General features: G+C 43.0%; 14 protein-coding genes and 2 riboswitches. Of the genes, 4 read left to right on the top strand and 10 right to left on the bottom strand.

Features of this window, described 5'->3' with window-relative positions:
* Positions 1-41: 41 nt before the first annotated feature.
* The 6 genes from BUB11_RS15975 to BUB11_RS15945 all read right to left on the bottom strand — a co-directional run bounded on the left by BUB11_RS15975 (position 42) and on the right by BUB11_RS15945 (position 7,783).
* Entirely contained in the window at positions 42-458 is a 417-nt protein-coding gene (locus tag BUB11_RS15975; RefSeq protein ID WP_073030757.1) for a hypothetical protein, read from the bottom strand.
* A gap of 176 nt (positions 459-634) precedes the next feature.
* A riboswitch (cobalamin riboswitch) is annotated at positions 635-816 on the bottom strand.
* Positions 817-1,716: 900 nt separating this feature from the next.
* On the bottom strand, positions 1,717-3,426 hold the full coding sequence (locus BUB11_RS15965; RefSeq protein WP_073030756.1) for a dipeptide ABC transporter ATP-binding protein: 1,710 nt from the start codon (positions 3,424-3,426) through the stop codon (positions 1,717-1,719).
* A 4-nt stretch (positions 3,427-3,430) separates the two neighbouring features.
* Positions 3,431-4,348: an ABC transporter permease gene (locus BUB11_RS15960; protein WP_345788584.1), complete on the bottom strand. Its 918-nt coding sequence runs from the start codon at positions 4,346-4,348 to the stop codon at positions 3,431-3,433.
* The gene (locus BUB11_RS15955) at positions 4,338-5,330 is read right to left on the bottom strand and encodes an ABC transporter permease (protein WP_073030755.1); all 993 of its coding nucleotides are present in this window, start codon (positions 5,328-5,330) and stop codon (positions 4,338-4,340) included. The genes BUB11_RS15960 and BUB11_RS15955 overlap by 11 nt, the downstream gene beginning before the upstream one ends.
* 3 nt (positions 5,331-5,333) lie before the next feature.
* Positions 5,334-6,947: an ABC transporter substrate-binding protein gene (locus BUB11_RS15950; RefSeq protein ID WP_073030754.1), complete on the bottom strand. Its 1,614-nt coding sequence runs from the start codon at positions 6,945-6,947 to the stop codon at positions 5,334-5,336.
* Positions 6,948-6,967: 20 nt separating this feature from the next.
* Positions 6,968-7,783: a class I SAM-dependent methyltransferase gene (locus tag BUB11_RS15945; RefSeq protein ID WP_073030753.1), complete on the bottom strand. Its 816-nt coding sequence runs from the start codon at positions 7,781-7,783 to the stop codon at positions 6,968-6,970.
* Positions 7,784-8,052: 269 nt separating this feature from the next.
* A riboswitch (cobalamin riboswitch) is annotated at positions 8,053-8,243 on the bottom strand.
* Positions 8,244-8,521: 278 nt separating this feature from the next.
* Here BUB11_RS15945 and BUB11_RS15940 point away from each other — a divergent pair.
* Both BUB11_RS15940 and BUB11_RS15935 read left to right on the top strand, forming a co-directional pair.
* Complete coding sequence (locus BUB11_RS15940) at positions 8,522-9,052, top strand: FmdE family protein (protein WP_073030752.1); 531 nt, start codon at positions 8,522-8,524, stop codon at positions 9,050-9,052.
* Positions 9,053-9,056: 4 nt separating this feature from the next.
* Positions 9,057-9,878 carry a class I SAM-dependent methyltransferase gene (locus BUB11_RS15935; protein ID WP_073030751.1) on the top strand — a complete coding sequence of 274 codons (822 nt, stop codon included), beginning with the start codon at positions 9,057-9,059 and terminating at the stop codon, positions 9,876-9,878.
* A gap of 15 nt (positions 9,879-9,893) precedes the next feature.
* Here BUB11_RS15935 and BUB11_RS15930 read toward each other — a convergent pair whose 3' ends face one another.
* From BUB11_RS15930 to BUB11_RS15920, 3 genes are all read right to left on the bottom strand, one after another.
* Positions 9,894-10,328, bottom strand: coding sequence for a DUF3788 domain-containing protein (locus BUB11_RS15930; protein ID WP_073030872.1), 435 nt, complete (start codon positions 10,326-10,328; stop codon positions 9,894-9,896).
* A 245-nt stretch (positions 10,329-10,573) separates the two neighbouring features.
* Positions 10,574-11,692 (bottom strand): glycoside hydrolase family 113, encoded by a 1,119-nt coding sequence (locus BUB11_RS15925; RefSeq protein ID WP_073030750.1) that lies wholly within the window; start codon positions 11,690-11,692, stop codon positions 10,574-10,576.
* A gap of 35 nt (positions 11,693-11,727) precedes the next feature.
* The gene (locus BUB11_RS15920; protein WP_073030871.1) at positions 11,728-12,090 is read right to left on the bottom strand and encodes a hypothetical protein; all 363 of its coding nucleotides are present in this window, start codon (positions 12,088-12,090) and stop codon (positions 11,728-11,730) included.
* 185 nt (positions 12,091-12,275) lie between these two features.
* Between BUB11_RS15920 and BUB11_RS15915 the strand changes: the two genes are divergently transcribed.
* Both BUB11_RS15915 and BUB11_RS15910 read left to right on the top strand, forming a co-directional pair.
* A complete protein-coding gene (locus tag BUB11_RS15915; RefSeq protein ID WP_073030749.1) occupies positions 12,276-12,509 on the top strand; it encodes a GOLPH3/VPS74 family protein in 234 nt (77 codons plus the stop codon).
* A gap of 46 nt (positions 12,510-12,555) precedes the next feature.
* The gene (locus BUB11_RS15910) at positions 12,556-12,813 is read left to right on the top strand and encodes a MerR family transcriptional regulator (protein WP_073030748.1); all 258 of its coding nucleotides are present in this window, start codon (positions 12,556-12,558) and stop codon (positions 12,811-12,813) included.
* Positions 12,814-12,885: 72 nt separating this feature from the next.
* On the opposite strand, the gene BUB11_RS15905 is transcribed toward BUB11_RS15910, so the two are convergent.
* Positions 12,886-13,246 (bottom strand): type II toxin-antitoxin system HicB family antitoxin (locus BUB11_RS15905; protein ID WP_073030747.1); only part of this gene is annotated, 361 nt, incomplete at its 5' end.

The raw sequence follows: 13,246 nt of genomic DNA, 5'->3' as shown, positions 1-13,246 counted from the left end.
ATATCAGTAACCATCCCACCCTCAGAATTTGCTTTTGATTTTTAGAATCTGAGTTTTTTTCTATTAAAAGACTTTTCGCGTCTTTTTCTAAGTTGTCTAACCCAATTGCCATAGTCTTCATACATCTCTCCCCCTAATGTCCTAATCATACGTGTACCATCCACCGTCTTAGCCTCAGGTACACCGTAAAAGGAATTAGTTATCTGAGTTAGAATAGTAATTACTCGATTTCTCCTCACGATCAGCACGACTTGATAACCCTCTTGGGTAGGATCTGGGGCTAAGTAGTACTTACATCCTTTCATTTTGTTCAATATACAAGCTACCTCATTAGCCTCCTCAAAAGATACCTCGCGTGCAGTTTGTAACCACTCCTCCATAAAGCGGTTAGCTGTGAGTGGGTCTAGCCCCAGTCTGCAGACAACACCTTCTAAACTATGAACAGTGGCTGTAATCATAACAATTCGCTCCCATACACTTTGTATTTACACATATCTACGTTCAATCTCTTTTCCTGAGAAAACAAAAAACCCTCTACAGACACCTGTAAAGGGATATGGTTGACTTCGCTAGCCGGACAGCATTCGCTGGCTTCCCGACATAAACGGCACCTCCCCTATCTTCCGTAGGTTCCTGTGTTGATCTGTAACGAACAAGGTCTCCTGGCTTAAGTTCATCGCCGCCTTATGTCTTCCCGGTTACCCAGTGACATTATATAAGGCCGCTCACTATCACAGTGGCGGGACCGCGTCAGATTTACTGACTTCCCTTTTTAATACTTCCATCAGAAAGTATACTCGTTACGCGCATTTTAAATTATTTATTTATTCAATCATTAACTACTTCTACAATGACTTGGAAATCCCTGCTTATCAAATTTATTTTGATCAATGGCTTTTTCATTCGCAACATGCTATGTATCCTTATTATCCATCTTAGAATTCCATATCCTTATAAATTCAACCTCGCCTACTGATTTTAACAATTCCTGATTCTCAATGAAATTCTGTCCATATTTGAGCCACCTTTTAGAAAAACTCTTAAATCTCTTACATGGGTATTTTTCACACTCATAACAATGATTAATTCCTTTTTCTTTACAACATAGATGATATGAAGTACAACCTTCACATCTATCTGTGAAGGAAGCTCCCAGGCAAGGTCTTACATCCCGTATAAAATTGGGGCATCCACCACAAAAGCATCCGCACGCAGGCACCTTCCCATTATATGGTTTTAAGCAACTTATTTTGACCACTCCCTTTGTCTTACTTCAGTTGCATATTCACTCCATTTGCTAATGATTTCTGCCCCAAACCAATTCTCCATATAGTTCTTCCAAAAATCTTCACCTGAATATTTCACAAAAAGCTCTCCTTAAAATTTCTGTTGATTCCATAATCTCGCTTCACCCTCAATTTCAGATACACTATTGTTGAACGAAGCCGCCACAGCCTTCTATGGGGATTCAATTCTGAATTCCCCTTTAAAAAGATTGCCTATATTAATTTTGAAGTGAAAACTAGATTAATCCAAGCAAATTGGAAGAATCTGAATAATACTACTTCGTCAAAATTAATCTAATTACCTTTCTTTAAACTCGGTATTCTTAAAAAAGACAGACTTATCCCTTGGGCCATTTAAGTGAAATCTTTAGGCAACAAAATGTTTCGGCGGTGAATACGCATAAACTATCTCCCCTCTCTATAACCCATCTTAAATCATCATCTGAACTAATTTGCAAGTGTACTTCTCTTTGGGCGAACTGAATACATCCGCAATCGTCCCATGCTCGATGATTCTCCCCTTCTGCATGACGTACACCCTATCCGCTATTTTGCGAGCCAAAGCCAGGTCATGGGTCACATACAACATGGAAAACCCTAAGGAATTTTGTAATCCCTTCAGCAATCTTAAGACATTAGCCTGAGTAGAAGAATCCAACATAGAACTTATTTCGTCGGCAATCAAGAGTTTGGGCTCCATAACCAAACTCCTGGCTATAGCCACCCTCTGCCGCTGTCCACCACTGAGCCTATGGCATCTTCTGTCGAGGAACAGCTCATCTCTCGGCAACTGCACATCTTGCAAAGCCTTAAGGACTGCCATTCTGCGTTCTTCCTTGCTCCCCAGCCTCAATATATCCAAAGGTTCTCTCACCGCCTGTCCGACGGTCAAATGCTCATTGACTGCAGAAAAGGGATCCTGAAAGACCATCTGTATTCCCTTGATACGGGAGGTAAAATTGTTGCCTTGCACTCTGTCCCCCAGGAACCGAACTTCCCCTTCATCGGCTAAGCTGATCCCGGCTAAGATACTGGCTAAGGTAGTCTTTCCCGAGCCGGATTCCCCGATCAAGGCCACTATTTCTCCCGAGCGAATCTTGATTTCGCAGTTAGCGCAGGCTTTCACAGTCTCACCCTTAAATTCATAGTTCTTGCAGATACCCTGGCCCTGAAGTAGGGTCACAATCCCCCCTTGATTGCAAGCCACCTTTCTCTCCACCCAGACGTATTCCAGCAAAGGGGCCTTTGTCCTGCAAAGCTCCAGCTTTTGATTACACCTTCCATAAAAACAACACTGTTCCTTCTTACTGACACCCGTTTCTCCAGGTATGCCCCACAAGTCACGATAGGGGTTGAGGGAAGGAGCAGAGTAGAGCAAGCCCCGGGTATAAGGATGCTGAGGATTTTTGATCACATCTTTAGTAATGCCTTCTTCCACAATATGCCCTGCATACATCACTGCCACCTTGGAGGTCAGTTTCATGATTACCGGGATTTCATGGGAAACTACCAGCATGGCCAAGCGTCGTTCCTTGTTAAGCTTGGCCAGCAGTGTAATAATTTCATCCTTGGCCACGGCATCCAAAGCAGATGTAGGTTCATCCACAAGAAGCACTTCAGGATCACAGGACAGGGCCATAGCAATCAATACTCTCTGGCGCATTCCGCCGGAAAGCTGGTGGGGATAATTTTTCCCCCAGTCCGGATCCAGACCTGTCATCTCCAGAAGCCCCGCTACCCTGTCCTTAGCCTCCTGTTTGGAAAGCTTAGTATGCCGCCTTAGACATTCATAGATTTGCTCCTGCACCGTAAGGACAGGGTTCAAGACATCCAGACCGTTCTGGAAGACCATGGCTATCTTCTTCCAGCGGTATTGCTGCCATTCCTGTTCAGAAAGACCGTCCAGCTCTCTATCATAGTAACAAACCTGCCCGGAAATCTCTGCCTTTTTGCTCAAAAGACCCATGATGGCCATGGCGGCTGAGGTTTTGCCGCTGCCTGACTCACCGATAATCCCCAGACAGCTTCCTTCTTCCAGAGAAAAGCTGACACTCTCCACTGCTAAGACTTGGTCGCTGTCGGTCTTATAATGAACTGACAGATTTTCTACCTTTAAAACCGATTTTTTCAAACTCAGCATCCCCTCACATCTTTGAATTGACCAGTTTTTCCAGTTCCCTGCTGATAAAGGCGATGGAGACCACCATCAGTGTAATTGCCGTGATAGGACTCACAACCCACCATTTCCAAAATTCTGTGAAGTAAATTCCCTTAAAGTTAATGGCATGATTAAGAATAAGGCCCCAGCTTTTGGACAGAGGATCTCCGAGACCGAGAAAGGCCAGTCCGGCTTCAGCCACTATGGCTCTTCCCATCAGGCGAATCATACTTACCAGGACTAAGGGCAGAAGGCTTGGTAAAAAATGCACTCTTATCAAGTGCCAGACACCTGCACCATAGCTCTTGGCCGCTCTGACATAGTGCTCCTGCTTGATAGAAAGAATTTTGGAACGCACAATCCTGGCGGGTTCTGTCCAGGAAAAAAGGGCCAGCACCAAGATAACGTTCTTCAGACTGGGACCAAAAAAAGCACCCAAGACAATCATCATAGGAAGTTCCGGCAAAACAATGATCAAATCCGTAAGGCGCATGATTACTTTATCTGTAATCCCTCCGGCGTAACCCGAAACAACCCCAATCAGGCTTCCTCCTATTCCCGCTAATAGCGCTGTTCCCCACCCTACCATAAGGCTTACCCTTGCTCCATAGCAAATCTGGGCCCAGAGATCAATTCCCAGGTCATCTGTCCCCAGCCAATGGCTTTTTCCCGGGGCTTCCAGGGCATAACCCGAAGGGAGATTGTTGGAAAAGAGGGATAAATGCTCCGCAAAAATACCCATCATAACGATTATAGCGGCTATCACAAGAGCTGCCTTGCCTATTGGCGAGAATTTTTTCACAGCCCTCACCAGTAAATGTAATCCGGCAAATTTGCTGTGACCATGCTCAGAGCCGGTATTGATCATAGGCAAATTACTGTTCAGCATTTTTTTATCCATCATAATAATTCACCCTGGGATCCAATTTCTTATAAACAGTATCCGCCAGCAGATTCATGGTCAACACCAATATGGCCACAAATAAAAAGATCCCTTGAATCAAAACATAATCCCGAAGCATGACAGCTTCCCTCATCAAACGGCCAAGTCCGGGATAGCTGAAAACATTTTCCACCAGAACTGCACCGCCAAACATAGCTCCCAAGCTGAGAAAGACTCGCGTAATCACGGGCAGCAAAGCATTCTTCAGAGCATGACGAAAAATAATCCGAACTCTTGCTAAGCCTTTAGCCCTGGCTGTCCGCATGTAATCCTTGGCCAGAACTTCTAACATACTGTTGCGGGAAAGAAGATAAAACCCTCCGACCCTGGTGAGTGAAAGTGTCAGAACCGGTAAAAAAGCATGGTGAAGGATATCTTTGGCCCTTTCCAAAGAGGTATCATACTGGGCGAAGGAACTCATGCCTCCAAAGAGGGGAAACCAACCGAACTGACCTGCGAGTATGAAGAGCAGCAGTATCCCCACCAAAAAAGCCGGTATTTCGGATATTGTAATCATGAGAAAATATAATAACTTGTCCAAGAGACTGTCCCTGTACCAAGCGGAAAAACACCCCATCACCGTACCTGCCGCAGTGCTGATCAGGATAGCTCCCAGCACAATCCCCACAGTCCAGAGCAGTCTCTTGCCAATCATCTCTAAGACACTTACATTGTAATAGATACTGTACCCTATATCCCCACGGCAAAGATTAACAAGATAGTTGCCATACTGGACGGGGAGGGGTTTATCCAGACCGTAATAAGCTTTATACTTGTCGATCTGCTCCTGGCTGTAGGAAATGAAAACCTGCCCCTCCTCCTCAGCAGACAAGAACGTAAAGGGGTCCCCCGGCATCAGCCGGGGAATCATAAAATTCAGGGTAATAATCAGCAGGAACGTCATGAGATATTCCGTCCATTTCCAAAGCACCCTCTTTTTCATGGCCTATTTCACATCAACAAAGGATATTTTGGAGTGGGTAACATTGTGATGGTCATACATGTATTTCCAGCCCTCATACTTGACAGGCTTGTATACTACATAACCGGTAGTGTTGATCAGGGGAAGAAGAGGTATTTCTTGGGCAATCAGCTCCTGCAGTTTAAGGGCGATCTCCTTCCTCTTTTGCGGATCCATTTCATAAAGTTGAGCCTTGGCTAACCTTTCAAGCTCGGGATTGCTGTACCCCGGTATGCCTGTGACGCTGCCCGGCGCGGATGCTTCCCTGGTATAGACAGTTCTCAGCACATCCGCATCATTGCCTAAGCCCCCTCCGCTGTTCAAAACCAATTCATAGTCATTTTTTTTAACAGCGGCGTCCCTTGTTTTAGTGTCGACGCTCTTAATCTCCAGCTCAATTCCTGCCTTAGCCAAACTTATTTTCATCAGCTCGGCAATGCGGATTTCTTCATTAGAATTGCCAAGCAACAGCTTGAAGCGCAGGGTTTTCCCGGCCAGCAGTTGTTTGCTCTTCTCAAGATCGAATTCATAGTTCTTCACCTCGGGGTTATACCAGATGTGCTCTGCAGACAGGTAGCCGGCACTGGCCGGCACTGCCGCGCCTCGGAACACTTTCTCCACTAATTCCTGCTCATCAATGGCATAGGCCAGAGCCTGGCGGATTTGCAAATCCTTTAATTCACTTCGTTTTTCCATATTGAGCAACAAACGATATCCGAAAAAGGAGGGATTCTCCAGGACCTTATAGTCCGGCTTGTCTTGGTACTTCGCCAAAATATCCGGGGTTATCTCGGCAATATCTAAGCCCCCTTGTTCAAAGGCCAACACAATATTGTTAGCGGCAGCAGAGTTGCCGGAGGCAGAAATAGGCAAAAATCGGATCACTTCCGCACTCGGCTGGGGACCCCAGTACTCTTTAAAGGCTTCAAACTTATACATTCCCTGCTCTTTGTCATACTCTTTTAAGACATAGGGGCCAGAGCCGATGAGGGCTTCCTTAGTCATATTTTTCTGAGGCTCAGTCACCTCTTTCCAGATATGTTCAGGTATGATCCTGGTCGCGCCTATCTTTCCAAGGGCCACGGCCAAGGGAGATTCTACTGTTATTTTGACGGTTTTCGGATTCAAAACCTCAATTTTCTCAATGAAGCTCTTTCCATCAATCAGTGTTTCATTAGCAACGGGAGGATATTTGGCAAAGTATTCAAAGGAGAACTTTACATCCTCTGCCGTTAAAGGTTGTCCATCCTGCCATTGCACATTGTCCCGGAGTGTGAAGATGTATTCCTTTCCGTCAGAAGATATCTCCCACTTCTCCGCAAGCCAGGGAATTGGGCCTTTCTCCCCTCGTTCCAGCAGACTGTCAAAAACCAACCACATCTTGGAAAAGCCCGGCCCTCTGGAGCTGTGAGTGAAGGGAGAGGGATAACCATTATCCCCACCGGCGAGGTTTAAGACCTCTACTTTTGCAGATCCGGAGGAGGTGGGGTCAGTCCCGGCCGAAGCCGATTCGGAAGGCTTCCCACATCCGGCAACAGTAAGAGTAACTGCCGCAATTAACATGACTGCTGCAAGCTTTTTGAAATATCCTTTCCACATATGTGTAATCTCCTCCTCATTTACTTGTTTTTCCAGTACAGCCAGACAGTTTTTGATTGGAAACGATCCTTGACAATTCCATCCTCTGTGATTGTCGTCAAATACTGCTTAACCTCCTGTTTTTCCTCGCTGCTTAGTTCATTTTTCCCTTGGAATTGAGAACTGTAATAGCTGAAAGCATCTTCAAGAGACCGGACGTTTTCTTTTTTCATGTCGTAATAGGCCAGCTCCGGATAAATTCCGGCTTGCCAGAGAATATTGAAGCTGCAGTACACATTCCTGCTATAATCGATGACCCTTGGCTCCCGCTTTAAGACATCTTTTTCGATTTGTTCTTTAACCTGTTCATGTCTGTCTAAGTGTCCGCTCATGAAGCAATAGCCCTTGGAAACATTGATCAGTTTCTCAAGGCTTTTTCTGCTGTTAATAGCAGGACTCATGATCGCCGCCGCAAAATCAAACTTTTTTCTCCACCCCAGGGCATCTAAATCGATTCCTTCCCAAGGCATTTCTAAAAATTCCACATTAGTTACCCCTTCTTCCGCGGCATTTTGTCGAGCAAATTCCAACATCTTAGGGGAAAAATCCAGCGCTGTCACACTTTTTGCTGTTTTGGAGAACTCCAGGGCATATTTCCCCGCCCCACAGCCAATATCTATGACATCACACCCCTGAGCAAGCATCCCTTTGTCCATAAAGAACTTGATAACATTTCTGACCATTTCCTGAGACTTATTTTCCTTAAACTCTTTGGCCCTAAAGTCCCACCCCATCCTGCTTTCTTCCATGGAAGCCTGATCCTTGCTCCAGAGCTTGTCAAAATACTCTAAATCCATTTATTTTCATCTCCCTTTAGGTGTTTAACTTCCCATCTGAAAGTTAAACTTTCTTTCTGCCTGGTCCCAATGCCGCTGCTGCGGCGCCAACAGATGATGAAAAGCAGACTCGGGTCGGGCTGTGCAGCATCCGCAGAGAATAATAAGTATTCTTTTTTAGAGTAAAATAAAAAACCCTTCACCAATAGAAGGGTTAAGAGCTTAATCCGTATCAGGCAACAACAGCACTCCTGACAACACAGGCACACCCCCTAACAATCCCGTAGGTAGTTTGATCTTTGGCATAAGCAGGTCTCCTGGCTTAAGATCATTATCTATTCACGTCTTCCCGGAAAATACTTTCCAGTGACATTTGTGAAAAGACTCCCTTTTACAGTGGCGGGTACCGCGTCAGCTTTTCCTGACTTCCCTTTTCAATTCTTTCTCTCAAGAAAGAATCACTTATCCCTATATTCAGTTAATTTCATCTTACCATAAAACTACAAAATATGTATAGTCCGAAATATTTTGTCAGAAAACAGTTTCTGCGAAATACTGCAGAACCTTGCTTTCCTCTACTGATTCTTTTAATTATTTTGAACATATGTCCGGCAGGAATTCATGGAATCTTGTAGAATACTAAATATCATCATAAGCACACAAGATCATGAAGATGTTGGTGAAGACCATGGAGGTCTGACTTTGATAGGTCAGTTTTCCCTTGGTCTTTTTTATTATATAAAAAGGGGGATTAAATGTATGTGCAGAGAGTTAACACAGTGGGAAAAAGCAGTAGAATTTCATGGGCATGAGTGCCCAGGGCTGGCAATCGGCTACAAAGCGTGTGAAGCCGCCATTAAGAAGCTGGGCATTCGGTTTTCTGCGGATGAGGAAATTGTCTGTGTCACTGAAAACGACGCTTGCGGAGTTGATACTGTACAGGTGATCACCGGCTGTACTTTTGGTAAGGGGAATCTTCTGTACAAAGGCACAGGCAAAATGGCCTTCAGCTTTTTTAACTGCTCCAATGGCCAAAGCCTGAGAATGATAGTAAAGCCTTTAAATGAAGAAATGGATCGCCGGCAACGTCAAGAATACCTTCTGAACTCACCTGCCGAAGAACTTTTTAACTTCTCCAAACCGTCCTTTGAGTTGCCCGAAAAGGCCAGACTCTTTACTACCGTAATTTGTGAGAATTGCGGAGAAGGCGCTCCCGAGCACAAGGTGCGAATCAATGACGGCAAAAAAGTGTGCCTGGACTGCTTCATGGACTATTCGAGAGGGTGGTAAGGAAATGAATCTACAATATTATACCGATCTGTGGAGCGAAGGAAAGATTGCCAGGGCCTCAGCGACGACCTTTTGGGACAATCGAGCCGATGAGTTCAATAAATTAGTTTCCCCAAAAACTTCTGACCAACGAATTGGGAAAATTCTTGAATTCATGTCTGATCATAATCTTTTTGCTAAAGACAGCAGTGTTCTGGACATAGGTTGCGGTCCGGGAGGATTTGCCCTTGAATTTGCTAAGACATCCAGTGAGGTTACCGGCCTGGACATATCCTCTAAAATGCTGGACCATGCCCATAAAAATGCTGCCGCCGCCAACCTGACCAATATCTCCTTTAAAAACTTAAATTGGGATGACGTCAATCTTGAGGAATACGGTTGGAAAAAACGATTTGACTTAGTTACGGCCATCAACAGTCCAGGAATCCATGATCAAGCCACCCTGGAGAAGATGATTGCCGCCAGCAAGGGATACTGCTTTTTGTCAAATTTCGTGAGTCGTTCCGACTCTGTTCAGGACGTTATTCGCGCGGAAATCCTTCAGCTTAAGGATCCAAAATTTTATGTTAATACAGTCTATTGTATTTTTAATATTCTTTGGCTAATGGGCTATTATCCCCACATTACCTATGTGGATACGGATCGAGAGCATGTCCGCTCACTCGAAGAAGCACATAGTTATTATGGCACACTTTTTGAACTTAAAAATGACCCCGCTGATGATCAAAACAAGCTAATTAAGAATTATCTCAAAGATATCTCTCCGGATGGGTTTGTAAGAGAGAGGGTTCGGACAAAAACTGCATGGATCTATTGGAATGTCTGAATCATTCTCATGACTTTATCTCTTGGGCTTTACTCTTATTGCTATTAGGCTCTGTATATCATTGATCACAGATTTGTCTTTTACTTCTATCATTAGCCAACGTCCTCCACAGGAAAAAGATGTTTTACCATATAATTCTTGCACATAGGGAGTAAATGTTCCTAACTCCATTTCTACTTGTTCTACCTCTTTTGCCCCTACCACAACTAGCCCAATAAAAAACCCTTCCATTGGATAAAGCGTACATAGTGACTTACCACTCTTTCGATATTTCAGATTCCAACCTGGCTGTGCCGAACATTTACTGTAAGACATTTTTGGTTGAACCTGATATGCATTTTCAATATTTGAAAGAAGTTCCGACCAGATCGGTTCTCCTTCTCCAATATATTGTTTAATGTCTTCATAAGACGGCTCCCGGTTAATGTTGAATTGCTCATTCCATTTCATATACAATCTCCCTTTCAAAGGTTGTACTGTCAGTATTGCCTTCAGGAGCAGGCTATGTCGTATTAGGGGGCGATGTTGGCCGTTGCACTTCGGTGGTACCGTTGATGTATTTAGGTTCGGAATACACTCGTTATATTCCCTGATCATTGAGGCTAGATCAGCATACCATCTCAAATTTCGGGAATTCGCTGTCGTATGAAGGAACACGACCCAAAGCATACCTAAGCATTTCTCCTTAATGGCATCTATTTGTACCAACTATTAATGACGTTGATGCTCTGGTCACTTGGATAATAGTTTTTAAACTCATCGTTTTTGCCAATTGCGAAAACTGATAAACCCAAATTCCAACTCTCTTTCTCGAATACTTCTTTATATGCTTGGAATCCATTTGCTTGCTCTTGCTCATTAAGTATGGTTGAAGGCTCTGGATTCCAAGGATGAACCATCGCTTTATTCCGTTTTGGAAAACCTAGCTCGCCAAAAAAAATCGGTTTATTCCATTGGGTCGATAATTTCTTCAGCTCTTCATAAATATTCTGGTGTCTACTGAAAATTTTGGTACTGTAAATCGAACTTACTAGATTCTCCACAGTATTTGTGTCTTGATCAGTGAGTTCAAAGTATGCTGCAACTGAAATAAAATCAACTTTTTCAAGAACTGGGTTATTTAGTTTCGCTGTATATGTGTCGTGTAGACCGTTCTTTTCGGTGTCCCATTCTGCGGTGTACCACCAATTTGTCTTATATGTTATACGCCCCTGGTAATTTGTTCGAACAAAATTTGCTACATCATTCCAAAGAGCATATTCCTTTTCAAACTTGTCAAAATTAGACCCTATACAAAGAGCATAAACTTTGTAAGGTTTGGCTATATCCTGAATAAGTGGCTTGAGCACTCCCTCTTTCCAATTCCTGAACCATTCATCTTTATCATCAGGATTTAATTGTGTTTCATAAAGTTCCCCGTTTTTAATGTAGGGGTAGGGCTCTAATATCACATTGATTCCCTGATACCTAAGCTTTTTGATTAGCTGAGTAGCTTTCTTTTTACTTTCCGTGTTTATTGTTGCTGAATTTGCCGTTAATGATGGAATATCAATTTGAACCGGTACATTGACAGTGTTTAAGCCAAGAGCCTCAATATCTATCAAAGCCTGTTCCAATGAATAATCCACTGAAAGATTACCCGATTTTATTTTTTCACCCCAAGGAGTGATAATTCTATTTTTCTCATATTGCTTACCAATATAAACCACATCGATCAGAACTTCCTTTACGAGAATTGCTGAAATCATCAATGATACTAAGGCTATGTATTTTAGCTTATGACTTGTCAAATGAACTGAAAGCACCTTGAACATTTCAAATCCTCCAAAGTTCATTATCAGATACCGGACTAGGCAAATGTCTCAATAACGGCTACAGGCTCAAAATCCGTAAGCTTGCAGACCTCTTTGAAATAGACCAGCAGGATGAATACATCCCGCGGCTCCTCAAATTCATCCACATGCTCAATGTTGATTTGTTTCCCTGCAAAGAATGCCTTCAGATCCAGGTCCTTGTTCTCTTCCTGGCCAATCAGGGCGCTGTATTCATCTACCAGCTTCTGCAATTTGTTTTGATTCTCATCATTGACCTCCATATCCGGAAAGCGATAATTACTGGAATTTTCCCCAAAGCAAATCATCTCTTTGAGAGTTGATTCCGCTTCCGCTGCAGTCTCTTCTTCAGGTCTTAACATAATATATTTCTTCGACATCCTACTATCCTTTCCGGAAGCTGAGCCTCCATGATCTGAAATATCCTCCATATCCATTCGCTGCGATCCCGGCAGTTCCCTCCTTATTTTTATTGATTCCATACATTTGACTTATTTAATCAATTGCTATATAGCAAGTAATAAGTAGTAAGTAATAAGTAAAGTTTCTGAAAGGGGTTTACATCATGTTAAACAATTTATCCATTCCTCAAGAATTTGCTTTACTAGCTTTAGACCGTGATACAAACAGACTAAAATCAATTTTTCGCCAGTATATTCCATTATATACAGTAATGACATGTTTCGTAGAATTGTTGATCGATGGCAAAATTAAATTTGAAGACAATGATACTATTACTGTTACAAATTCAACACCTACTGGAGAGAAGTTGAGAAAGCAATCCAAGACCATGAAATAGGTATGTATTAATTGCTGCTTGTGCTGCAACAACATAGGAGATAAAAATGGGGAGAAGAAGAAATCTAGATATAATATTAGCTTCGGAGTATGTGGGTATGAGTGAACTCGTGCAACTCTCTGGAGTTCGATACAGCACTATTAAATATTATACAGAAGAGGGATTACTTCCATTTGAACAAGAGGATACGAGAATGGCTAGAAAATATCCGCGAGTTCGAGCTATTGAACGGCTAGAGGAAATTCGTTTAATGAAAGAAGAACAAGGTTTAACTATTAAAGAAATTAAGGAAATAATATTATAAATTTTTTCTTATGTTAATCGCCATGCGTGGCGCACAAAGGAAAATAAGCAGCCGATTAAGGCTGCTTATTTATTATTTATGATTTGTTTGAATTCCTAAATGTTCTTTTAAGGCTTCCTGAAGAATGGCTGAGAAATTCACATTGTGAGCTTCCGCCTCTTCATTAAGCCATGAGGGAATCGATAGTGTTTTCTTTACAGCCTTTGAACTCTTATGCCGGCGATAGGCTGTCATATCGATATCTATCATTGTCGTAAACTGTCCGTCATCTAAAGGAATATCCCTTGCCCTTGACGGATTTGGGATGACCTCATTTTCGTCTATGAGATAATCTAACCAAGTCGCTAAGGCATCACGTGCCATATAAATAGCGTTTGCAAGATCGTTGCCCTGACTATTGGTTCCGGGCAAATCAGGAAACCGTATAGCATAT

It is taken from the genome of Desulfosporosinus lacus DSM 15449 (assembly GCF_900129935.1).
GTDB classification, from domain to species: domain Bacteria; phylum Bacillota; class Desulfitobacteriia; order Desulfitobacteriales; family Desulfitobacteriaceae; genus Desulfosporosinus; species Desulfosporosinus lacus.
The sequence above is the reverse complement of the archived record's forward strand: the minus strand, read 5'-3'. Positions and strand labels throughout refer to the sequence as shown.